Below are 22429 nucleotides of genomic sequence, written 5' to 3'. Positions count from 1 at the left end.
GAAAAAGAGCGATTGTCCCGACTTGAGTCGGTCCAATCGCCCTTTTTTCTGTTCACGCTCGGATAGAGCGGAGGTTTTTCAGTGCCCTCCTACTCGCGGGAGAGTTTTTTGATGTAATGGACGGTTCGTTCGACTTCATCGAAACCGATTCGAGCATGAAAACGTTGGCTCCCCTCATTGTCAAGCTCCGTATCTGAAGCGAGTTCGTCACAGCCTTTCGACCGAGCGTATGATGCGGCAGCTTCGACGAGCCGGGTCGCCACATCCTGCCCGCGTACGGATTCGTCAACGTATATCCCTTCTAAGAACGCAGTCGGAGAAGAGACGGCGCCGGGAACATAGTCATGTCTGAAACTGAGCTGGCAAAACCCGACTGCCGTGTTGTCGGTCGCCAAAAAATAATGCATCTTGCCGGAACGCAATCCGAGACGAAGCTCGGCCGTCAACTCGATCAACGGGGCGTCGGGCCAGAGCGCTCGCATGAGCGTCAATAGTGCGGCCTCGTCGCGCGCGCTTGCTTTTCGAATGTTCATGAGTCATCCTCCCTAGGTTTCACAAGTTCAGTATAAAGGAAAATAACATATGAAGTCAGAAAGGAGGGAATGATCATGGCGTTTGATGAGGAGCTATTATATACCGTTTCCGAGACGAGCCGCGTTCGGTTTACCGGCATCGAAACCGAGACGTCTCGTTATGATTTCGGATTTGTCTATACGCACCAGTTCATGGGGAAAGTACTCGTCGTCTGCATGCAGACCGGACAGTCAGCCCTTCTCGATATGCATGCGCTCGAAGAACCGAGACAGCTTTATCCGATGCTCGGAATCAATCTGTATGACACCGATCATGTTGCTGAATTTTTGCGTCTTTGTCTCGAGGAAGGGACGAAAGATGAAAAAACTTCAGAATCACCTCTTGAAAAAATGTAAGCGTTTTCTTATAATGGGTAGTAGGGGAAGCAATTCGATCATCATAAGCATCTTTTCTTCTGATGACACAAAGCGAGCCGGTCAATTTGACCGGCTCGCTTTCGTTTAGCGGATTGCTTTCGTTTGTTGGATGACTTTAATCATTTGAAGCGACTCGTCTTCAAGACCTTGAACCGGTAAACCAGCTTCGATATTGGCCGTGATGTATTCGAGTGTCGATGCCGTGATCAATTCTCCAGGAATGATGATAGGAATCCCTGGTGGATACACCATGATGAACTCAGCCGAAATTCGTCCGACAGCGTTCTCGAGCGGAATCGTTTCCGTCTCTTCGTAGAACGCGTCTCGTGGGCTGAGCGCGAGTGGTGGGATCTCCGGGAGCATGATCGATAAAGAATCGTTCCCAGACTGCTTATACACCGATACGACATCGTGCATCGCATCGATAAGTGCTTGAATCGTCGACTCATCGTCGGCACTCGTCACGATGAAGAGGACGTTCAACAAATCGGACATCTCGACTTCGATGCGGTGATGTTCGCGCAAGTATTTCTCGATTTCGAATCCGGTAATTCCAAGCTCACGAACCGATACGAGTACTTTCGTCTCATCTAAGGCGTACGTCGACTCAGAATGGAGCTCAGAGTGGCCGTAGACCGATAAATGCGGCATGTTGTTGATGGCGACGCGTGCCATTCGTGAGAGCGTGAGGGCGCGTTCGTTCATGGCCTCACCTTTTGTCGCCAATTGGCGCCGGGCTGCGTCGAGCGAGGCGAGAAGTAGGTAGGACGTCGACGTCGTCGTAATCATCGAGAGCATCGCGTGGATCCGCTCTGGAGAGACAAGACCGCGGCGTACGTTCAAAATCGAGCTACCTGTCATCGAGCCGCCGAGCTTATGCACGCTCGTCGCAGCGACGTCTGCGCCCGCTTGCATCGCCGACAGAGGGAGCTCGTCGTGGAATGGCAAGTGGACACCGTGCGCTTCGTCAACGAGTACAGGGACGTCCTGAGCGTGAGCAACGGCGACGATGCGTTCGAGGTCACCAGCGACACCGAAGTACGTCGGGTTGATGACGAGGACGGCTTTCGTGTCAGGATGCAGCTCGAGCGCGCGCTCGACAGCGCTTGCCGTGATGCCGTGGGCGATCCCGTACGTCTCATCATATTCAGGATGAATGAATACAGGATGGGCTCCGGTCAAGACGAGCGCTGACATGACGGATTTATGCACGTTACGCGGGACGATAATTTTTTCGTTCGGCCCGACGACGCCCATGATCATTGCCATGATGGCGCTCGATGTACCTTGGACCGAGAAAAATGTCTCGTCAGCACGGAACGCTTCAGCAGCGAGACGCTCGGCTTCAGCAATCGAAGCTTTCGGATGATGCAAGTCATCAAGTGGAGCGATGTTGATCAAATCGATTTTTAAAGCATTTTCGCCGATGAAGTCACGAAATTCGGGATCCATTCCTTTTCCGCCTTTATGACCGGGAATATGGAACGCAATCGGATTTGTATTGACGTGTTTGAGCAACGTCTCAAATAGCGGCGTGTCGAGCTGTGTAGACCCTTTAATTTTCAATAGTAAGCCCTCCTTGAAATCAGCGTTTGTATGGGATCGGTCGTTTACGTATACTAAGTTTCTTTACCCGGTGAATGATTGGTCTGCTATGCAGAAAAACGATGCAACAAAAAAACTATAGAGATTTCCAAGTCAACTTGCAATAGTTTTTTTTGTTGATACAATGGTTGTCGAGGTGAAGAATATGCAAATCAACTATCCAATCAATCCGGACTGGACGACGGAAGAACTGATCGAAGTCGTCGAGTTCTATAATCAAGTCGCACTCGCCAACGAAGGCGGCGTCGATCGGGAAGAATTTTTAGCAACGTATCGGTCGTTCAAACAAATCGTGACATCAAAATCAGAAGAGAAGCAACTGAGCGCTGTCCACGATGAGCAGACCGGATACTCTACCTATCGTACGGTCCAAGCGGCCTTGAAATCAAATACTAAGATTATCAGGTTGTAACAAATGAATTGCAGGAACCGAAGAATCTGTCGGTTGCTGCTTTTTTTAGTTAATACCTTAAGAAATAGGGTACATATCACTAACGGTTATTTAAGGTTTAGGACCGGTTGAAGTGGGAATATATCCACTAAGATAAAAAATTCAAAATAGTCAGACAATTCTCTTTCTTTTTTGAATCTCATCTGATATACTCAATTCAACTTACTAAACCGTAACTTGTAGCCCAACAAAAGGAGTGTGGCATCTCATGAAACAAGTGATTGAGGCATTCAAAAGAAAAGACGCAGAAAAACGGATTCCGGTGCTGCGCCTAGAGATTGATTATGAATTGGCAACACTCTTCGATGCAATGGCGTCACAAGACGATGCCACTGTCCAGGCTAGCAAGCATCGGTTAGAGAAATACCGCCAAGAACTTTTGCGTCTCGAAGCCTGACCCACAACCGCTCATTCAACCAGTATTCCACGCGAATACTGGTTTTTGTTTGCTATAATACATAGAGAGGTGATAAATATGTTGGAATGGTTTGCGATTGATCTAATCAAACAAGCAGGGGAATATATCCGCCTTCAAATTGATGAAAGTTATCGGATCGAGCGGAAGACGGGCAAAGGGGACTTGGTCACTGAAATCGATCGAGCGGTCGAACAACTGATCGTCGACCGCATCCGAGCGGCATATCCGGAGCATCAGATCGTCGGAGAAGAAGGCATCTCGACACAGCCTGACAAGTTGACAGGGACGGTTTGGTTTGTCGATCCGATTGACGGGACGCTCAATTTTATTCATCAAAAGCGGATGTTCGCCATCTCGATCGCGATTATGGTCGATGAGGTCGTCGAGTATGGATTTGTCTATGATGTGATGGCTGACGAGCTGTTCGTGGCACGACGTGGTTATGGGGCGACGCTCAACGGACGGAAGTTGCCGCAGCTTCATGAACATCACGTCCGTGACGCATTTTTGAGTATGAATGCGACGTGGGTGACCCCGAACCAACAGATTGCGCCGGAAGTGTTGGCACCGATCGTCCGCGACTCTGTCGGGACACGAGCGCACGGGGCCGCCTCACTCGAACTGGCTTGGGTTGCGGCCGGACGGGTCGACGGCTATATCACGATGCGCAATATGCCGTGGGATTACGCGGCCGGAAAACTTCTCGTCGAAGAAGTCGGGGGACGCGTCGTCTCCTTATACGGTGAACCCGTCAGCTATAAAGGGAAGACATCGGTCCTCGGCGGGAGCGAGACGTTCGTCAAGGACGTCATCAAGCATTACGTCATCGCCAAAAACGTGGCGCCTGAAGTGAGGCCAGACCTTGTGATTGAACCGAACAAAACGTACGATCGCGTGCGCGATTTGCTCGTCTTGGCGAATCCGAACGAGGCGATGGTGCAAGTGCAATATGAGACGGGATCGACGTTTGAGGCTTTACTCGGCGGTGAACTCGTCGGGGCGTATATGCTTGTCCGTCGCAGTGCGGAATCGGTCGAACTCGTCAACATCGCTGTCAAACCGGACCGTCAAAACCAGACGATCGGGCAACGGATGCTCCAAGACGCCATCCGTCGGGCGGCTAGCGGAAGTGCGAGCGAACTGCTCGTCTGCACGGGCAACTCAAGCATCGTCCAGTTGCGCTTCTATCAACAAGCCGGATTCCGTTTTGCTTCGGTCGAACGCGATTATTTTCCGAACCATGGCTACGAGGCGATCGAAGAAGATGGACTCGTGTTGCGAGACCGCATCTGCTTGACGCGAGAATTATAAAACAAGGCCCAAGGCGCTCGCCTTGGGCCTGTTCGTTATGGGCGTCGGTCTGCTAGGACACGGCGGCGCAAGTTGATGCCGAAGAATGTAGCGACCGCGCTCAACGCGAGACTGCCAACGATGATGGCGGTACTCGCTTCGGCGACACCGATGCCGATACCGACAAAACCGGCGACGACGGCGATTGCGATCAAGACGAACATGAGTTGCATCGAAATTCCCCCTTTTTTTCTTGGCTCTATCTCATTGTAAGCAAAATCAGCGCAATTGGAAACGGTAACAGACTATATAACGTGACAAAGGTGGTAGCACCTGTGCTATACTCTTTAAGTTGAATACAAAGTTGAAACTTTTCAAATAAGAGAGGAATAACTACATGAATTTAAGAACTAACCTCCGTAACGTAGCCATCATCGCCCACGTTGACCATGGTAAAACAACGTTAGTCGATGAACTATTGAAACAGTCTGGTACTTTCCGGACAAACGAAATGGTAGCAGAGCGCGCCATGGACTCGAACGATATCGAACGTGAGCGCGGGATCACAATCCTCGCTAAAAACACGGCAATCGATTATAAAGATACTCGCATCAACATCGTAGATACGCCAGGACACGCCGACTTCGGTGGTGAAGTTGAGCGGATCATGCGTATGGTTGACGGCGTTATTCTTGTTGTCGATGCACGTGAAGGCTGTATGCCACAAACACGCTTCGTATTGAAGAAAGCACTTGACCAAGGACTTCGCCCGATCGTTGTCGTCAACAAAATCGACAAAGCGATGGTCCGTCCGCTCGACGTCGTCGATGAAGTCGTAGACTTATTGATCGATCTCGGAGCAGATGAAGATCAACTTGAATTCCCTGTCGTCTATACGTCTGCAGTCAGCGGTTCAAGTTCGTTCGATCCTGATCCTGAGAAGCAAGAAGATACAATCACGCACGTACTCGATACGATTCTTGAGAACACACCGGCACCAATCGACAACTCGGATGAGCCGCTTCAGTTCCAAGTCACGATGCTCGACTATGATAACTACCTCGGTCGTATCGGAGTCGGTCGCGTCTTCCGTGGGAAAATCAAAGTCGGAGACCAAGTCTCACTTTGCAAAACGGACGGATCGATCAAACAACTTCGCGTCACGAAGCTATTCGGTTACTTCGGACTCAAACGTGTTGAAATCGAAGAAGCTAAAGCTGGTGACTTGATCGCCATCGCCGGGATGGAAGACATCAACGTCGGTGAAACGGTCACACCGGTCGGTAAAGAAGAGCCGCTTACGCTTCTTCGCATCGATGAGCCAACGCTTCAAATGCGTTTCATGACGAACAACTCTCCATTTGCAGGACGCGAAGGCGATTTCGTGACAGCACGTAAAATCGAAGAGCGTTTGATGAAACAACTTGAGACGGACGTTTCGCTCCGTGTCGAAAACACAGACTCGCCTGACCAATGGGTCGTATCAGGACGCGGTGAACTTCACCTCGGTATCTTGATCGAGAACATGCGTCGCGAAGGGTACGAGATCCAAGTTTCGAAACCACAAGTTATCATCCGTACAGCTGAAGACGGTACGAAAATTGAGCCTTTCGAGCGCGTCATCATCGACGTACCGGAAGAGTACACAGGTTCAGTCATGGAATCGATCGGTCTCCGTAAAGGTGAACTCGCGAACATGAACACGAACGATAACGGTCAAACTCGTATGGAATTTATCGTTCCTTCACGTGGTCTCATCGGATATCGTAACGAGTTCTTGTCGGCGACACGCGGATACGGAATCTTGAACCATACGTTCGAAGAGTATCGTCCGTTCATTCCTGCTGATATCGGCGGTCGCCGTAGCGGTGTCATGGTTTGTATCGAAGCTGGTAAGTCAACGGCTTACTCAATCGGTGCACTCGAAGACCGTGGGACGATCTTCATCGAACCAGGTACAGATGTATACGAAGGTATGATCATCGGTGAATGTAACCGTGACGTCGATCTCGCGATCAACGCCGTCAAAGGGAAACAGTTGACGAACATGCGTGCATCATCGAAAGACTCGACACAAGTCTTGAAACGTCCGCGCGTCTTCTCGCTTGAAGAGTCGCTTACGTTCTTGAACGATGACGAGTACTGCGAAATCACACCGCTCTCGATTCGACTCCGTAAAAAGGTCTTGAACAAGAACGAACGTGAAAAAGCTGACAAGCGTCGTAAACTTGGTAAAGAATAAGTAGAAAAGGGAGCGCCGAGGCGTTCCCTTTTATTTTGATTCGTGTAGAATAGACGTGTAGGAAACAAAGGGGGATTATTTGCCTTGAAAGCTTCTCAAACGATGGACATTACCCAAATCGACGTTCCGTGGATCGCCTCGCTATTAGGTGTCGGCAGTGACGCGAACGACTTTTCGGTCGGCTTTAACGCCTTGATCATCACGGTCATCTTATTGACGTTGCTCGTCTTTAAATTAGGTTTTGCCAAACAACTCGCGTGGTGGAAGGCGCTCATCGTCTACATCATTCTCGCGCTCGGAGCGGGGACGATGGCGCTCGTCTTCTTCACGTGGCCAATCCCGGAAGTATTGCTCGTCATGGCGGTCGTCCTAGCCATTTATCGGGGCCGGCTCTGGTGGAACCGCCGTCAAGACCAAGTCAATGAACCAACCTAAAAAATGGACGTCCCGTTAAAGGGACGTCCAGGCTGTTGACGAACTAATTCGCGAAAAGCGAATTAGTTCGTCTTTTTTTATGTTCGATGACCTCGAAGCGCTCTGCCCGGCACAAGATTGAAAAAATGGTATGTATAAGATCTCTCCAGGCCAATAAACTGGCCAGCTTCTTCATGTTTTGTGCGGTGGCTGCCACCAGGTTGGCGCGCTGGACCGCCTCTCGGCCGCGATAGAATGTGAAGCGGAGTCCGTGTAGCTCCTTCGCGTCGGCGAACGAGCGCTCCACGGTCTGTGGACGGAGACGGTATAGATATTGACCGGATGCGGTCAGGCGGTTCCTGTTCACCTCTTCGAGGAACGGCTCGTCCAAGTGGCGCGTGATGATCCGGCGGTTCGTCTCGTTCTCCATGCATTTCTCGAGGAGCGGGCAGTCTTGACAGACTTTCGGGTCGGACACATATTGGCGGTATCCTTGACGGGTCGTCGTGCTGTAACGGAGGAGTTGGTGGGCCGGACAGCGATAGGCGTCATCCTCCGGCAGGTATGTGAAGCGGGATTTTCGGTACTTCCCTTTCTTGCCGCCGAAGCGGCGTCTCGAGATGACGGTGTAGATGCCCTGATTGACGAGCGTTTTGGCGATCTCTGTCGAGAAATAGCCGGCGTCGAGCGCCACAGCCTCGATCGGGAAGCCGAAATGCTGAAGGATATAGTCCAGACGTTCCAGATAGACTGTGCTGTCATGCACGTTCCCTGGTGTGACATAGGCGTCGACGATGAAATTGTACTTTGCGTCAACGGTGCGATGGACGAGCCAGAAGAAGCCTTCCGGCTTCCGGGTCCGATACATGTAGCCCGCATCGGGATCGGTGCGGCTCACCTTGATCACCTTTTTTTTCGGTTCGCCGGGATCGGCAGGCTCTAGCGCTTTTTTCCGCGGGCGGACCGATCCTCGTTCACGCGTGCCAACAGCTCATCCTCGATCCCAATGACGACCGCGTCGACCTCGACCTTGTCGAACTTCTTCTTGCTGGCGTTCGCCCGGATATGTGTCGAGTCCGTGAGGAGGATCCGTCCCGAGACGAGGTTGTGAGCCTCCGCCTGGTGGATGATGTCGTCAAAAATTTGTTGGAAGACGTCGGTCCCGGCGAATCGCCGCCGATAGGCTTGGCTGATTGTCGAATGGTCAGGGATTTTCTCGTCCATCCCCAGCCCGAGGAACCAACGGTACGCGAGATTCGTCTCGATTTCTTTGATGGTTTGGCGGACGGACCGGATGTTGAACAGCGGGCCGAGGAGGATGATTTTGATGAGAATCTCCGGGTCGATGCCGGGCTGTCCGGTGTTCGAATAGAGCGGTGCGCACAGGCGATGGATGATGGAGAAGTCGACATGGCGGTCTATCTTGCGGACGAGGTGGTCTTTTGGGACCAACTGGTCCAACGAGGCCTCGGTGTGGATCGGTTCATGGCGCTTGGCGATGTGGGCTCGGTACATGATGATTCCCCTTCCTGTTCGGAGGCGGTGACGGTCCATACATACCGTTTCCCGTTTTCACCGGTTCGAAGAACATATCCAGGGCTTTTTCTTCGGCCGTCGAGGCCTCAGAAAAAGACAAACGGCCGCCAGATGGCGACCGTTTGCGTTGCTCGTCCGATGGCGCCCCGACTCCTGCAGGAAAGCAATCCAACGGAGACCCAGCAGCGACGCGAGTCGCGATGCGGCTCCGGGATTGCCTGCGGAAAGCGTGGGCGCCGGAAGGACGAGCAATATCAATCATGTTAGTCAACAAGCTGGACGTCCCGTTAAAGGGACGTCCATTTTTGTTACCATCTTCGCTTTTGGCGAAACGATGGATATAGGTGGAATTGGCCTGTTGCCGCACGCTCAGCCGTTCGTTCCGTAATGCGTGCATGACATTCTTGGCACATGTACGTTTTAGCAGGTTTATTGCGAAGTCGTTTCGCTTCGAACGACCACGAATCAATCGTATCGACTTTATCACAAAGAGAGCACTTTACGCGCATGGTCTCACCTTCCTCTTCGTTGATTATAGCATGATTTCCAGATAGAAAAGCAGGGAAAGAAGTCATTAAGGGCGAATCCATTTCATATACCCGTTTAAGAAGGAGGGGAGTGCATGGCGAGTAAAGCAACGTTCGAACTTTCCCGGGCGCAACAAGAAACGTTAAACGAGATGCCGTTGACGTTTCTCGTCGCGTTTGATGAAGCGAAGCGGTGGCCGATCACCCACGCCATCAGTTGGGTGCAGGCGACCGATCAACAGACAGTCCGATTTGCCCTGACAAAAAACTCGCATCTCATCACGCTTTTGACAAGCGAAAAGACGGCGGGGCTCATCTTTTTAGAGGACGGTCTCGCTTACAGTGTGACGCTCTCGCACGTCCATGAATTTGAACCGGCTGTAAAACCGGGACTGCACCTGCGTTTTTTTAAAGGTTCGGTCGAAGAAGTCCGCAACATCTCCTTTTACGGGGCGACGTTCGGGCAACCGGACATCGTCAAGACGTACGATATCGAAGCAGCGGAAAAATTGGACCGAGAAGTGAAGGAAAGCTTGAACTCTTGATCACCAACAATTTTCGAGGGGCGGCAAAGCTTATGAAAAAAACGTATGTGCTCGATACGAACGTACTTCTACACGACCCACTCTCACTCTTTCAATTCGATGAGCATGACGTCGTCATCCCGGCCATCGTCCTAGAAGAACTCGATGGAAAAAAACGAAACATGGACGAGCTTGGCCGTAACGCCCGAGAAACGGCGCGTGTGCTTGACCAGCTCCGATCGACCGGCAAACTTCATGACGGGGTGCCGCTCGAGAATGGCGGCCATCTCTTCGTTGAGATCGGTCATGAACATACAGTCGACTTCCCGTTCGACGTCATGACGAATGACAACCGGATTTTGACGGTCGCACTCGGTTTGATGAAACAGTATGAGCATGATCACAACCGGAAAGTCGTGGTCGTCTCAAAAGATATACTGGTCCGTGTCAAAGCGGATGCGATCGGCATCGAAGCCGAAGATTATTTGACAGACCATATCGTCGACACGACGAATCTGTACGCCGGCTATCGCGAGATTGAGGTCGATCAGGCGATAATTGATGAATTCTATCAAGTTCGCCAGCTACCGACGTCGGCTTTTTCAAAAAACCAACTGTACCCGAACTCATTTGTCATCTTAAAGAGTAACGTTTCGAAAGCGAGCGCACTCGCGGTCGTCGATCCGTTACAACCGATCGTTCGACCGTTATCGCTCGACGCCGAGCACGTCTGGGGCATTCATCCGCGGAACGTCCAACAACGAATGGCGCTCGATTTACTGCTTCGCGACGATATTCCGTTCGTGACGCTCCTCGGGAAGGCCGGGACCGGGAAGACGCTCCTCGCTCTCGCGGCGGGACTTGCCCTCGTCGAGGACGAACGTCGCTTTAACAAGCTCGTCGTGGCGCGTCCGGTCGTGCCGATGGGCAACGACATCGGATACTTGCCGGGTGAGATGGAAGATAAGCTTCGTCCGTGGATGCAGCCGATCTATGACAATCTTGAATTCTTGTTTAATGCCAACTCGAAAGACGAGCTCGGAAATATCCTCGCCGGCATCAAATCGATTCAGCTCGAGGCGCTCACATATATTCGGGGGCGAAGTATGCCGGATCAGTTCATCATCATCGATGAAGCGCAGAACTTGACGAAGCACGAGATCAAGACGATTTTGACCCGGGTCGGGGAGAATTCGAAGATTGTTCTCGTCGGCGATCCGTATCAGATCGATCATCCGTATTTAGATGAATATTCGAACGGGCTCTCGTATGCCGTCGAGCGGTTCAAAGGTCAAAACGTGTTCGGTCACGTCCAACTCATCAAGGGCGAACGCTCGTCGCTCGCCCGATTGGCGGCCGATTTGCTATAGAAATAGACGCCGAGCGTGAGCTCGACGTCTCAGCTTGTTGACCAACATGAACGATATTGCTCGTCTTCCGGCGCCCACGCTTTCTGCAGGCAATCCCGGAGCCGCATCGCGACTTGCGTCGCTGCTGGGTCTCCGTCGGATTGCTTTCCTGCAGGAGTCGGGGCGCCAGCGGACGAGAAACGCAAACGGTCGCCCATCTGGCGGCCATTTGTCTTTTTCTGAGGCCTCGACAGTCGAGAGAAAAAGCCCGATTTATGTCGGGCAGAGCGCCTCGAGGTCTTCGGGCATAAAAAAGACGAACCAGATCGCTATTAGCGACCTGGTTCGTCAACAGCCTGAGACGCCGAGCGTGAGCTCGACGTCTATTTTGTGTTTGGGTGGAGCAAAACTTGGACGTTCGCTTTCTCAAGCAATGCGTTCGTCAACATGATCAAACCGGTCACGATGAAGAGCGCAGAGAATCCGAAGTGGGCGACGATTTGGGATCCGAACAACGGTCCGAGCAGGTTGCCCATGAACTGGGCCGACTGGTTGTAAGAAAAAATGCGTCCGGTCGCGTGACTCGGTGTATGTTTCCTTAGCAGTGACTGCACAGACGGCATGAGTGCCGCGGTCGCGAAACCAAGGCCGAAACGCAACATGACGAGCTGTGTCGTCGACGTCACGAACGCCTGAGGAATCAAGAACGCGGTATAAATGATGAGCGCCCAAAACAAAATCCGTTCCGGCCCGTGGCGGTCTGACAGCCGTCCGAGATGTTGTGCGGACAGGAGGGCGGCCACCCCCGGCGCTGAAGCGACGATTCCCGCGATGAATGCGAGGGAAGTCGTGTACGGGTTCAGTTCGCGGACGTACAGTGTCAACAGTGGCCCGATTGACTGCGTTGAAAACTGAATTAAAAACGTCGTTAAAAACAAGCTGAAGATGAGTTGGGGATGACGGAGCGAGGCGATGATCGACTTTGTCGAATCAAGTCGCTCGCGCGCCACCGGGACGAAATCTTCTTTCACGAACAGGAGTGTGATTAAAAACGTGACGAAGAGTGCGCTACCGGTAAAGAGAAAAACGGGTCGAAGCCCAATCCAGTCTGCGAGCAGTCCACCGATCAATGGACCGAGGAGTCCGCCGGTGATACCACCGGTCGACAACGTGCCGAGCGCCCAGCCGCTTTTCTCTTTTGGTGTCTGTGAGATGACGAGAGTGATGCCGGCCGAGATGAATCCGGAGACAGCACCCATGATGAGTCGTAAACCGACGAGTTGATAAACGTCTTGCACGAAGCCGATCAAGAACATGACGACGGCCATTCCGAGGCTCGCCCGAATCAACATGAGCTTGCGCCCTTTCTGGTCAGCGAGTCGGCCCCAAAGCGGGGAGACAATGGCGGCCACGAGGAAAGTGGCGCCGAAAGCGACGGCGGACCAGGTGACGACGTGGTCAGGGTTGGTCACGCCGAGCTCTTCGATAAATAAGGGCAGGAACGGCAAGACGAGGCTCATCGAGGCGGCCGTCAAGAAGCTGCCGATCCAAACGATGATCAAGTTCTTTTTCCATAAAGGTATCGTAAGCGTCACGACCTTTCTGCATAGAGTATATTTCGATATCACACATGTTACACTTTGTGAAGTAAAAAGTCCAAAAAAAAGACGAACGAGATCGCTTATAGCGACCGCGTTCGTCAACAGCCTGAGACGGCGAGCGCCTTCCCATCAGCCATCCGTTCGGACGACGATATGGTCGACTTGACGAATGATTTGGTTGTTGTAGAGTGCATAGACTGGTCCGTCAGCCAACACTTTTCCATCTTGTGAAAACTGAAGATAAATCGAACCGACTTCGGCGAGCGGGATCGTCAATACCGTCTCCCCATAAAAGCTGACGTGCGTCGCCGTATTGAGCGGCTCGGCGTTTTGGAGAAATGGTGCGAACGGCATCGCGAACGAGTCACGAAGCGCAGCGTCTTTATCGGCCCGCGACATCGGCTTATTGTGGTCGACGCGCGTCCCTAGTGTCAATCCGTCGTCCCATGCCTTCCCCATTTTGGCATAGTAGGCGTCTGAATCATTCTCGACGGCTTGGTCGAGTTCGTCGACTTTGCGTTTACGTTCGTCAAAAATCCATACGGTCGGGTCAATCGTCAGCGCGTGACGGACCGCTCCATCTAACGGAAAAATCATTGATACTCCCCCTTAACTAGCGATACAATGTATATTATACAGCTCTTCCGTGCAAAAAGGAAAACTGCGAGAAACACGCTTTGAATCTAGACTGTTCATTGAATTATGATGAAATATAATGTACAGTTGAGTTATGACAAACAGTCTGTCATTGTACGGAGGAGGGGTCGTAGTGGCGACAAATTTGGCTGCAGTCCAACGGGAACAGGCGCTTCACTTGCTTGAAGCAGATGCTGAAAAAATCCGTTGCTTGATTGAGGTACAATTAGAAAACTTGAAAATGCCGAAGTGCCCGCTTTATGAAGAGGTACTTGATACACATATGTTCGGTCTGTCGCGCCAAATCGATTTTGCGGTCCGGCTTGGACTTATTTCAGATGTCGAAGGCAAGCAACTGATCGATTCATTGGAACAAAAGTTATCCGCGCTCGCGGAAGCTTCAGAATTATGAACCTTATACTCAAACTGTGCAGGCGGCGCTGTTTGAGTATTTTTTTATAACGGGTTGCGGATTGCTGTACATAAGGAAGTGAAAACATGAAAACTCGGTTTCGGTACTTTGATTTCTCACTGTTCATTGCGGTACTTTTGCTCGTTGGGATCAGCTCGATCATGATTTACAGCGCCAGTGTTTGGAATCGTGGGGATTACGCGAACAGTAGCTTGTTTTATCGGCAACTGTTCTATGCAGGGTTTGGGATTGTCGTCTATTTAATCGCGACGATGTTCCGATATGAAAACTTCCGCAAAAAGAACGTGTTGCGAAGCCTCTATGCGCTCTCGGTCATTCTATTGTTTGTCACTTGGGCGATGCCACCGCTGAACGGTGCCCGGGCTTGGCTCATCATCGGCGGTCTTACGATCCAGCCAATCGAGATCGCCAAGTTTGTGTTAATTTTATTGCTCGCTAACTACTACCATCAGTTATGGAATCGTGAACTGACAGGATGGCCGGGCCGAATCGGCCGTGCGGCGATCGAACGGAAAAAGCTACGCGCCCAAATCGGGGCTTTCTTCATCATCCCGGGTTTGTTCTACTTTTTCCCGTATGCCTTCGTCATAAATGGACAGCCTGACCATGGCGGATTGTTCGTCTTAGGGGTAATTATGTTCATGATGTGGTTAGCTGCCGGGGCCCCGCTTCGCATCATCATCCCGGTGATTATTGCTGGAATTGGTTTTGTTTATGCTATGTATACGTTTGTTTTCACAGATAACCAAGTTAGTCGGATTAACGTCGTCTTCAATCCATTCATGGACCCAGAAGGCTACGGGCACCAACTTCTCATGTCGATCATCTCGATCGTGCATGGGGGATTGACCGGCGTCGGACTTGGGAATAGTTATCAAAAGTATGGCTATTTGCCGGAGCCGGAGACGGACTATATCATGTCGATCATCGCCGAAGAACTTGGCTTTATCGGCGTCCTCGTCGTCTTGGTGTTGCTCTTTTTCATCGCGTTCCGGGCAGTAAATATTGCCAACCATACCGACAGCCATTTTGCGATGTTCGTCTCGTTCGGGATTGCCGCGCAAATCATGGTCCAAACCGGAATCAATATCGGGGCGATGTCGGGCTGGTTCCCGGGTACGGGTGTGACGCTTCCACTCGTCAGTTACGGCGGCACGTCGCTGATCATGACGATGGGAATTCTCGGTGTGCTCAGCAGTATCTCGATGCGTAACCGTCACCGAGAGGCGACACGCCGCGCGGAAATTCGCGGAAAATCAGAAGAAAACGTTCAAAATGCATCACTACATGTAGTAAGGTAAAGATGTATATGTAAACGATTTCCAAAATGGGGGGATTTAGGTTGAAATCAATTAGCAAATTGCTTGTAGCCAACCGTGGAGAGATTGCCATTCGTGTATTTAGGGCAGCCTCAGAATTAGGAATGCGTACTGTCGCCATCTATTCGCAAGAGGATAGTGGATCGTTACATCGTTTTAAAGCCGATGAAGCGTATTTGATCGGTCTCAACAAGAAACCGATCGACGCCTATCTCGACATCGAAGACGTCATTCGAATCGCGAAGCAATCGGGGAGTGACGCGATTCACCCGGGTTACGGTTTCTTATCGGAAAACATTGAACTAGCTCGTCGTTGCCGCGAAGAAGGCATCATCTTCGTCGGACCGGACGAATCGCACCTGCACGCGTTCGGAGATAAAGTTCGGGCTCGTCAAAACGCGATCGCAGCCGGGCTACCGGTCATTCCAGGCTCGAACGGTCCATTGACTTCGTACGAAGACGCGCTCGACTTTGCGAACGTGCATGGTTTCCCGCTCATGGTCAAAGCCTCAATGGGCGGCGGCGGACGCGGTATGCGCGTCATCCGGACCGAGGCCGAGATGAAAGATTTGATTGAACGTGCCAAGTCAGAGGCGAAGCAAGCGTTCGGCTCGGACGAAGTGTACATAGAAAAATTAGTTGAACGTCCGAAGCATATCGAGGTGCAAATTCTCGGGGATGATCACGGGAACATCATCCATTTGTTTGAGCGTGACTGCTCGGTTCAACGTCGTCACCAGAAAGTCGTCGAAGTCGCACCGTGTGTGACGTTGTCGGAGGCGTCTCGTCAAGCAATCTGTGACGCGGCGGTTCAAGTGATGCGTCACGTCGGCTATGTGAACGCAGGGACGGTCGAGTTCCTCGTCACTGAGGATGAGTCGTTCTACTTCATCGAGGTCAACCCACGGATCCAAGTCGAACATACGATCACGGAGATGGTTACCGGGTTCGATATCGTCCAAACACAGCTCATGATTGCCCAAGGCGAGTCGCTTCACGGTGACGTGATTCACATGCCGAAGCAAGAAGATATCAAACTGCTCGGCTATGCGATCCAATCCCGTGTCACGTCGGAAGACCCGGCTAACAACTTCATGCCGGACACAGGGAAAATCATGGCGTATCGTTCGCCAGGCGGTTTTGGGGTTCGTCTCGACGGCGGGAACGCCTACGTCGGGTCTGAAATCTCGCCGTACTACGACTCGCTCCTCGTCAAGCTGTCGACGCACGGGATGACGTTCGAACAAGCGGCAGCGAAGATGGTCCGTAACTTGAATGAGTTCCGGATTCGCGGCATCAAGACGAACATCCCGTTTTTGATCAACGTCATGAAGCACCAAAACTTTATTAGCGGGGACTATAGTACGTCGTTCATCGATGATACACCCGAACTGTTCGTCTTCCCGAAACGGAAAGACCGAGGGACGAAACTCCTCAACTATATCGGGGACGTCACCGTCAACGGATTCCCGGGTGTCGGCTTGAAAGATAAGCCGATCAGCCGCTCGGTCCGAATCCCGCAAAACCTTCCGGCCGAAGCGAAGCCGGGGACGAAACAAATCCTGACAGAACTCGGTCCAGACGGTTTGGCTGACTGGATCAAACGTCAACCAGAGCTGCTCTTGACGGATACGACGATGCGAGACGCCCACCAGTCGCTCCTCGCGACACGGATGCGGACGCAAGACATCTTGAATATCGCCGAGCCGACGAGTAAACTCATGCCAGAACTGTTCTCGGTCGAGGCGTGGGGCGGGGCAACGTTTGACGTCGCCTACCGTTTCCTCTCGGAAGACCCGTGGGTACGTCTCATGCGCCTTCGTGAGAAAATGCCGAACGTCTTGATTCAAATGCTCCTTCGCGGTGCCAACGCCGTCGGGTATAAAAACTATGCCGACAACGTCATCGAGAAGTTCGTCCACGAGGCGGCTTATGCCGGCGTCGACATCTTCCGTATCTTCGACAGCTTGAACAACATCGAATCGATTAAACTCGCGATCGACGCGACGCTGCCGACAGGGAAAGTCGCAGAAGCGGCAATCTGTTACACCGGTGACTTGTATGACGGAAACCGTCCGAAGTATCACTTGCCGTACTACGTCGATCTCGCCAAGCAGCTCGAAGCGAGCGGAGCTCATATTCTTGCAATCAAAGATATGGCTGGCCTCTTAAAACCTGAATCGGCGTATGCGCTCGTGTCGGCACTGAAAGACGCCGTCGACTTGCCGATTCATTTGCACACGCACGACGCTTCGGGGAATGGGATCTTCACTTACGCACGGGCGACTGATGCGGGCGTCGATATCGTCGACGTCGCAGCGAGCTCGATGTCGGGTATGACGTCGCAGCCTTCAGGTGGAAGTTTGATTTACGCACTCGACCATCACGAACGCCAGCCGAAGATCGATGCGAAGCACTACGAAGTCATCAGTGACTACTGGCAAGACGTGCGTCATAACTATGAACCGTTCGAAAGTGACATGCGTGCATCGAATCCATCGGTGTATGAGCATGAGATGCCGGGCGGACAGTATTCGAACTTGCAGCAACAAGCGAAAGCGGTCGGTCTCGGTGACCGCTGGAGTGAAGTGAAGTCGATGTACGCCCGCGTCAACATGTTGTTCGGCGATATCGTCAAAGTGACCCCGTCGTCTAAAGTCGTAGGGGACATGGCACTCTTCATGGTCCAACATAACTTGAGCGAACAGGACGTCATCGAACGAGGAAATCAACTCGATTTCCCAGACTCGGTTGTCGAGATGATGCGCGGTGAGCTCGGGTCGCCTCCAGGAGGGTTCCCGAAAGACGTCCAACAAGCGATTCTCAAAGGTGAGGCGCCGCTCGAGGTCCGTCCGGGTAAACTGATCAAGCCGTACGACTTTGAAGCGGCTCAAACGAAGTTATTTGAGAAGCTCGAACGTCCGGTGACGGACTTTGAACTGCTCGCGAACGCGCTTTATCCGAAAGTGTTCGAGGACTATGTGACCCATACGAACACGTACGGTGACGTCTCGGTGCTTGACACGTTGACGTTCTTCTATGGATTGAACGTCGGCGAGACGATTCAAGTCGAAATCGAGACAGGGAAGACGCTCATCATCAAGCTCGTTCAAGTGAGCGCTGCGAACGAAGACGGAATCCGCCTCGTCTCGTATGAGATGAACGGCGTACCACGTGAAATCGAGATTAAAGACGTCAACGTGAAGTCGGCGACGACGAGCCGACCGAAAGTGGAACGCTCGAATTCGAAACAAGTCGGGGCCTCGATGCCAGGTTCGGTCTTGAAAGTACTCGTCGAACCAGGAAGCCGGGTCCATCGTGGGGAACAACTTCTCGTCACTGAGGCGATGAAGATGGAGACGACGATCCAAGCCGCACAAGACGGTGAGATTAAAGCGATCCATATTAAAGAAGGCGACACAATCCAAAGTGACGACTTGTTGATTGAATTTGTATAATCAAAAGAAGCATAGCCAAGCTATGCTTCTTTTTTAGATAGGGAGTGGGAAAGATGAGACGAGTATGTTGGTTCCGGTCAGATTTTCGATTAAGTGACAACCATATGTTACACCGGGTCTTGAAAGATGCCGCCGATGACGATGACATCGAGTTCGTCTTTTGGCTCAATCCGAAATACTGCGAGCCGTTCGAGACGAGACACGATTATTTTTTCGCGACGATGAAGCAGTTCATGCAGGAGCTCGCCGATCAAGAGATCGGGCTTCGCACCATTGTTGCCAACTCAGCGGAAGCGTTTGTCGAGCAGCTCGGACGACCCGACGCGCTTTATTTTAACGCTGAGTATGTCGAGCCGTTCAAACAACGTGACGATGCGGTCATCGAAGCGCTCGGGGGAGACGTGTTAGTCATCCGTTTACTCGACCGTCATTTATTCGCCCCGAACGCGTTCACGAAAAAAGACGGTACTCCGTATAAAGTGTATACGCCATTCAAAAAAGCGGTGTACGCTGAGACGCCGCCACAACCGTACGACGTCGACGTCGCTCGATTGAAACAACTCGCGACGAAGCAACATGAACTACCTGATGAATTGAAACAGCAGTTTGACCGGTGTGAACGTTCGTGGAAAGCGCTCGGAGAGGAAGCGGCTATGAAACGGTTACGCGATTTTGTGGAACACCGGGTGACGAGTTACGCTGAAGACCGTGACATCCCGGCGATCGCCGGGACGAGCCGGCTGTCACCGTATTTACGGACCGGTGTGTTGTCGATTCGTACGGTCACAGCAGCCGTCCTCGAGGCGCGGCAGTCAACAGGACGTGACACGTATTACGATGAGTTATTGTGGCGCGAGTTCTACTATATGATCATGGTCCAGTTTCCGGGACTGAAAGACCGGCCGTTCAATGATAAATATAAACATCTCGACTGGGAAGACAATGACGATCAGTTTGAGAAATGGTGCCGTGGCGAGACCGGGTATCCGATCGTCGACGCGGCGATGCGTCAATTGAACGAGACCGGTTGGATGCACAACCGGCTCCGGATGATCGTCGCTTCGTTTTTGACGAAACATCTGTTGATCGACTGGCGCAAAGGCGAGCGCTACTTCGAACGGAAGTTGATCGACTACGAGGCCGCCTCGAACATCGGCGGATGGCAATGGGCCGCTTCGGTCGGAACGGACGCCGTGCCGTATTTCCGGATCTTTAATCCGACGATCCAGTCGGAGAAGTTCGACGCGGACGGGACGTTTATCCGCAAATATGTAACCGAGTTGGCTGACGTTGACAGGAAAGCGATCCATTTCCCGGACCCGTCAGATCGGGACGGTTATATCGAACCGATCGTCGATCATAAGGCGGCGCGTGCAAGGGCGCTCGAGCGGTTCAAGGACGTGCAGTGACAAATAGGCATACAAAAAGGAGCGGTCGCCCGCTCCTTTTTGTGATTCGTGATTTAGTTTGATTCGTCAGACCGTTTCTTTTCGAGCTGCGTCTACCGCTCGATTGGTGCTTCGGTACGCATGGTACGCCAAGTACGAGATGATCCCGAAGTAGCACGTGATCAAGAAAGCGTGCAAGAGCGGTACATATGTGGCATGGCCGCCAAGGACGATCCATGCACCCGTGCCGACTTGAAGCATGATGAAGAATAGTGAGGCCCACATGCCCCGTTCGACGAGACGGTTCGTTTCGCGTCGGGCCAAATAAAGGACGTAGAGCGTGTAGAAGACGAGGAGTGCCGCCATGATGCGATGCCCCATTTGAACGTATGATTCGAACGTCCACACGTTTTGCTCACAGATCGGCCAACCGACACAGGCGTATGTCGCACCGAGGTGTCTGACGTATGCTCCTGTGTAGACGACGACCATCGTGTAAATCGTCAACCCGTACAAGTGAATCTTTAGTTTTTCGGATACCGCTTTGTGTACCCGTTCACCTTCGAATAAAAGAATCGTCAGGATGAGCAGGGACGCAAACGAGACGAGCGAGATCCCGAAATGGAGCGCGAGAATCGCGTCCGACTGTTGCCAGATGACGGCTCCGGCGCCGATGATCGATTGGATCAACATGAAAATGAACGCTAGGAACGCGAACACTTTGACATCGAATCGATTTTTGACGACCGTGAACGTCCAAATCGTCAAGGCGATGATGAGGAGTCCCTCAATCCCTGACACGACGCGGTGACTGTATTCGATCATCGTCTCGACGCTCGGGTTCGTCGGGATCAGTTTCCCGTGACAGAGCGGCCAGTCCGTCCCGCAACCGTCACCTGAGTCGGTTTTCGTAACAGTACCGCCCATGATCAAGACGAGCATCATACCGAGGGTGACGAGGCTTGAGAATAGTGCGAGTTTTTTATGCATTCGTTTCCACCTGCTTTTTGAGAAAAATCACTAGAATTGTGCCTTGTATGTTTTTATTTTTTTCGCCATACTTATTATACGGCTTTAGTCCGGAAAAACGAAACGGAAAAGCTTGCAATCGCTATCAAAATCGTTATCCTAGTATTAGTACAGGAATTTTACTGTGACAATTATCACACGTTCGCCATAAAAAACTCGCTATTTTACAAGCATAAACGACGTATTCTTTTTGGAAATATGGTATCTTTGTAATGAGTTAGGTGTACTTTGTTCATATTGTGTTTTTTCTGTGAAAAGAATACGAGGATTTCGTGATTATGTGGGGGGGTCAGCATGACAAAAGTCAACCCGGGAACAGTGGCAGAAGTAGACTATACAGAATCCGCCGCCTCGTTCCGTGACTATGTTGCTTTGGCAAAAATGGGAATCGTACGCGCTAACCTTTTGTTAGTGTTCGCCGGTTTCTTTGTGGCAACAACATACCAGAGTGACACGCCAGTGCTTTATTTGTTTGAAGTTTGGCCACAGCTCTTATTAACGATGTTAGGAAGCGCGCTCGTCATTTCCGGGAGTTGTTACCTAAACAACTTCGTGGACCGTGATATCGACTACTTGATGGGACGTACAGACAATCGACCGAGTGTCACCGGTAAAATTTCAGGGGAGCGCATTTTACTTCTCGGACTTACGCAACTTGCGGTCGGGACATTGCTTTTATTGATCGTGTCGTACGTAGCAGCAGTCTTCGGTTTAATCGGGGCATTTTTTTATGTCGTTATTTATACGATGTGGCTAAAACGGACACATACGTTGAACACGGTCGTCGGCAGTATCTCCGGAGCGGTTCCACCGCTGATCGGATGGGCCGCGATTGACCCGGCGCTTCATATCGACGCCTGGCTCATGTTCCTCGTCATGTTCTTGTGGCAACCGCCACATTTCCTCGCGCTCGCGATGCGACGCGTCGAGGAATACCGGGCGGCAGGCATTCCGATGCTGCCCGTTGTAAACGGCTTCGCGATCACCAAGCGGCAAATCATTTGGTGGATTGCGACGCTCATTCCAGCATCGCTCTTGTTTATGCATTACGGTACGGTCTACGTGATCATTGCGGCCGGTCTTGGGGGCTACTGGTTATATCTCGGTTTGAAAGGGTTTAAAGCCGAAGATGAGATCAAGTGGGCTAACAAAATGTTCTTTTATTCATTAATTTATTTAGTCGTGTGGATTGTCGCACTCATGCTGACGGCACTGCCTTCGTCATGACGGCACTTTGGTAATCGCACTCACTATATAGA

At 51.7% G+C, this 22429-nt stretch carries 21 protein-coding genes and 1 pseudogene; 13 read left to right on the top strand and 9 right to left on the bottom strand.

Annotation, left to right across the window (positions count from 1 at the left end):
* Positions 1–89 precede the first annotated feature (89 nt).
* Positions 90–533, bottom strand: coding sequence for an aminoglycoside 6'-N-acetyltransferase (aac(6'), locus tag KNP77_RS02480; protein ID WP_131487806.1), 444 nt, complete (start codon positions 531–533; stop codon positions 90–92).
* Positions 534–608: 75 nt separating this feature from the next.
* Here aac(6') and KNP77_RS02475 point away from each other — a divergent pair, with 75 nt between their 5' ends.
* Positions 609–929: a DUF3055 domain-containing protein gene (locus KNP77_RS02475; protein ID WP_070327592.1), complete on the top strand. Its 321-nt coding sequence runs from the start codon at positions 609–611 to the stop codon at positions 927–929.
* Positions 930–1034: 105 nt separating this feature from the next.
* Here the strand turns inward: KNP77_RS02475 and KNP77_RS02470 are convergent, their stop codons facing one another.
* Positions 1035–2516 carry an aminotransferase class I/II-fold pyridoxal phosphate-dependent enzyme gene (locus tag KNP77_RS02470; RefSeq protein WP_070327591.1) on the bottom strand — a complete coding sequence of 494 codons (1482 nt, stop codon included), beginning with the start codon at positions 2514–2516 and terminating at the stop codon, positions 1035–1037.
* A gap of 184 nt (positions 2517–2700) precedes the next feature.
* Here KNP77_RS02470 and KNP77_RS02465 point away from each other — a divergent pair, with 184 nt between their 5' ends.
* The 3 genes from KNP77_RS02465 to KNP77_RS02455 all read left to right on the top strand — a co-directional run bounded on the left by KNP77_RS02465 (position 2701) and on the right by KNP77_RS02455 (position 4735).
* A complete protein-coding gene (locus KNP77_RS02465) occupies positions 2701–2967 on the top strand; it encodes a UPF0223 family protein (protein ID WP_070327590.1) in 267 nt (88 codons plus the stop codon).
* Between the two features lie 247 nt (positions 2968–3214).
* On the top strand, positions 3215–3403 hold the full coding sequence (locus KNP77_RS02460) for a hypothetical protein (RefSeq protein WP_015881266.1): 189 nt from the start codon (positions 3215–3217) through the stop codon (positions 3401–3403).
* 78 nt (positions 3404–3481) lie between these two features.
* Positions 3482–4735 (top strand): inositol monophosphatase family protein, encoded by a 1254-nt coding sequence (locus KNP77_RS02455; protein ID WP_131465377.1) that lies wholly within the window; start codon positions 3482–3484, stop codon positions 4733–4735.
* Positions 4736–4770: 35 nt separating this feature from the next.
* On the opposite strand, the gene KNP77_RS02450 is transcribed toward KNP77_RS02455, so the two are convergent.
* Positions 4771–4947 carry a DUF5325 family protein gene (locus tag KNP77_RS02450; RefSeq protein ID WP_167615659.1) on the bottom strand — a complete coding sequence of 59 codons (177 nt, stop codon included), beginning with the start codon at positions 4945–4947 and terminating at the stop codon, positions 4771–4773.
* 164 nt (positions 4948–5111) lie between these two features.
* Here KNP77_RS02450 and typA point away from each other — a divergent pair, with 164 nt between their 5' ends.
* On the top strand, positions 5112–6956 hold the full coding sequence (gene typA / locus KNP77_RS02445; protein ID WP_070327588.1) for a translational GTPase TypA: 1845 nt from the start codon (positions 5112–5114) through the stop codon (positions 6954–6956).
* Positions 6957–7040: 84 nt separating this feature from the next.
* A complete protein-coding gene (locus tag KNP77_RS02440; protein ID WP_236633741.1) occupies positions 7041–7391 on the top strand; it encodes a YlaH-like family protein in 351 nt (116 codons plus the stop codon).
* 151 nt (positions 7392–7542) lie between these two features.
* Here the strand turns inward: KNP77_RS02440 and KNP77_RS02435 are convergent.
* Both KNP77_RS02435 and KNP77_RS02430 read right to left on the bottom strand, forming a co-directional pair.
* Positions 7543–8885, bottom strand: a pseudogene (locus KNP77_RS02435) (IS1182 family transposase); the annotation flags it as partial.
* A gap of 329 nt (positions 8886–9214) precedes the next feature.
* Positions 9215–9415 (bottom strand): YlaI family protein, encoded by a 201-nt coding sequence (locus tag KNP77_RS02430; protein WP_083273976.1) that lies wholly within the window; start codon positions 9413–9415, stop codon positions 9215–9217.
* 113 nt (positions 9416–9528) lie between these two features.
* Between KNP77_RS02430 and KNP77_RS02425 the strand changes: the two genes are divergently transcribed.
* Both KNP77_RS02425 and KNP77_RS02420 read left to right on the top strand, forming a co-directional pair.
* A complete protein-coding gene (locus KNP77_RS02425) occupies positions 9529–9978 on the top strand; it encodes a PNPOx family protein (RefSeq protein ID WP_070327586.1) in 450 nt (149 codons plus the stop codon).
* Between the two features lie 32 nt (positions 9979–10010).
* A complete protein-coding gene (locus KNP77_RS02420; RefSeq protein WP_016509526.1) occupies positions 10011–11327 on the top strand; it encodes a PhoH family protein in 1317 nt (438 codons plus the stop codon).
* A 29-nt stretch (positions 11328–11356) separates the two neighbouring features.
* Here the strand turns inward: KNP77_RS02420 and KNP77_RS02415 are convergent, their stop codons facing one another.
* The 3 genes from KNP77_RS02415 to KNP77_RS02405 form a co-directional block, all read right to left on the bottom strand.
* Positions 11357–11524, bottom strand: a complete 168-nt coding sequence (locus tag KNP77_RS02415) for a hypothetical protein (RefSeq protein WP_214888135.1) — start codon at positions 11522–11524, stop codon at positions 11357–11359.
* A 165-nt stretch (positions 11525–11689) separates the two neighbouring features.
* Positions 11690–12889, bottom strand: coding sequence for a multidrug efflux MFS transporter (locus KNP77_RS02410; RefSeq protein WP_214888186.1), 1200 nt, complete (start codon positions 12887–12889; stop codon positions 11690–11692).
* Positions 12890–13036: 147 nt separating this feature from the next.
* The gene (locus KNP77_RS02405; protein ID WP_070327585.1) at positions 13037–13504 is read right to left on the bottom strand and encodes a hypothetical protein; all 468 of its coding nucleotides are present in this window, start codon (positions 13502–13504) and stop codon (positions 13037–13039) included.
* 172 nt (positions 13505–13676) lie between these two features.
* On the opposite strand from KNP77_RS02405, the gene KNP77_RS02400 reads away from it, so the two are divergent.
* The 4 genes from KNP77_RS02400 to KNP77_RS02385 all read left to right on the top strand — a co-directional run bounded on the left by KNP77_RS02400 (position 13677) and on the right by KNP77_RS02385 (position 20162).
* Positions 13677–13955 (top strand): Fpa/YlaN family protein, encoded by a 279-nt coding sequence (locus tag KNP77_RS02400; RefSeq protein ID WP_070327584.1) that lies wholly within the window; start codon positions 13677–13679, stop codon positions 13953–13955.
* Between the two features lie 86 nt (positions 13956–14041).
* Positions 14042–15277 (top strand): FtsW/RodA/SpoVE family cell cycle protein, encoded by a 1236-nt coding sequence (locus tag KNP77_RS02395; RefSeq protein WP_214888132.1) that lies wholly within the window; start codon positions 14042–14044, stop codon positions 15275–15277.
* A gap of 26 nt (positions 15278–15303) precedes the next feature.
* A complete protein-coding gene (locus KNP77_RS02390) occupies positions 15304–18753 on the top strand; it encodes a pyruvate carboxylase (RefSeq protein ID WP_131465354.1) in 3450 nt (1149 codons plus the stop codon).
* A gap of 53 nt (positions 18754–18806) precedes the next feature.
* Positions 18807–20162, top strand: a complete 1356-nt coding sequence (locus KNP77_RS02385; RefSeq protein WP_131504777.1) for a cryptochrome/photolyase family protein — start codon at positions 18807–18809, stop codon at positions 20160–20162.
* A gap of 66 nt (positions 20163–20228) precedes the next feature.
* Here KNP77_RS02385 and KNP77_RS02380 read toward each other — a convergent pair whose 3' ends face one another.
* The gene (locus KNP77_RS02380) at positions 20229–21131 is read right to left on the bottom strand and encodes a COX15/CtaA family protein (protein ID WP_071399536.1); all 903 of its coding nucleotides are present in this window, start codon (positions 21129–21131) and stop codon (positions 20229–20231) included.
* Positions 21132–21464: 333 nt separating this feature from the next.
* On the opposite strand from KNP77_RS02380, the gene cyoE reads away from it, so the two are divergent.
* Entirely contained in the window at positions 21465–22397 is a 933-nt protein-coding gene (cyoE, locus tag KNP77_RS02375) for a heme o synthase (RefSeq protein WP_070327579.1), read from the top strand.
* Positions 22398–22429 lie beyond the last annotated feature (32 nt).

The sequence above is a fragment of the Exiguobacterium sp. s142 genome (assembly GCF_018618455.1).
Classification (GTDB): domain Bacteria; phylum Bacillota; class Bacilli; order Exiguobacteriales; family Exiguobacteriaceae; genus Exiguobacterium; species Exiguobacterium aurantiacum_A.
Note: the sequence above shows the minus strand (reverse complement) of the source record. Positions and strands in the feature narration are given on the sequence as shown.

Excerpts from the sequence above, each read along its gene's own strand:
- KNP77_RS02475 (WP_070327592.1), top strand. The coding sequence starts at position 609 with ATGGCGTTTGATGAGGAGCTATTATATACCGTTTCCGAGACGAGCCGC.
- KNP77_RS02465 (WP_070327590.1), top strand. The coding sequence starts at position 2,701 with ATGCAAATCAACTATCCAATCAATCCGGACTGGACGACGGAAGAACTG.
- KNP77_RS02460 (WP_015881266.1), top strand. The coding sequence starts at position 3,215 with ATGAAACAAGTGATTGAGGCATTCAAAAGAAAAGACGCAGAAAAACGG.
- KNP77_RS02455 (WP_131465377.1), top strand. The coding sequence starts at position 3,482 with ATGTTGGAATGGTTTGCGATTGATCTAATCAAACAAGCAGGGGAATAT.
- KNP77_RS02450 (WP_167615659.1), bottom strand. The coding sequence starts at position 4,947 with ATGCAACTCATGTTCGTCTTGATCGCAATCGCCGTCGTCGCCGGTTTT.
- typA (WP_070327588.1), top strand. The coding sequence starts at position 5,112 with ATGAATTTAAGAACTAACCTCCGTAACGTAGCCATCATCGCCCACGTT.
- KNP77_RS02430 (WP_083273976.1), bottom strand. The coding sequence starts at position 9,415 with ATGCGCGTAAAGTGCTCTCTTTGTGATAAAGTCGATACGATTGATTCG.
- KNP77_RS02425 (WP_070327586.1), top strand. The coding sequence starts at position 9,529 with ATGGCGAGTAAAGCAACGTTCGAACTTTCCCGGGCGCAACAAGAAACG.
- KNP77_RS02420 (WP_016509526.1), top strand. The coding sequence starts at position 10,011 with ATGAAAAAAACGTATGTGCTCGATACGAACGTACTTCTACACGACCCA.
- KNP77_RS02415 (WP_214888135.1), bottom strand. The coding sequence starts at position 11,524 with ATGGGCGACCGTTTGCGTTTCTCGTCCGCTGGCGCCCCGACTCCTGCA.
- KNP77_RS02405 (WP_070327585.1), bottom strand. The coding sequence starts at position 13,504 with ATGATTTTTCCGTTAGATGGAGCGGTCCGTCACGCGCTGACGATTGAC.
- KNP77_RS02395 (WP_214888132.1), top strand. The coding sequence starts at position 14,042 with ATGAAAACTCGGTTTCGGTACTTTGATTTCTCACTGTTCATTGCGGTA.
- KNP77_RS02390 (WP_131465354.1), top strand. The coding sequence starts at position 15,304 with ATGGGGGGATTTAGGTTGAAATCAATTAGCAAATTGCTTGTAGCCAAC.
- KNP77_RS02385 (WP_131504777.1), top strand. The coding sequence starts at position 18,807 with ATGAGACGAGTATGTTGGTTCCGGTCAGATTTTCGATTAAGTGACAAC.
- KNP77_RS02380 (WP_071399536.1), bottom strand. The coding sequence starts at position 21,131 with ATGCATAAAAAACTCGCACTATTCTCAAGCCTCGTCACCCTCGGTATG.
- cyoE (WP_070327579.1), top strand. The coding sequence starts at position 21,465 with ATGACAAAAGTCAACCCGGGAACAGTGGCAGAAGTAGACTATACAGAA.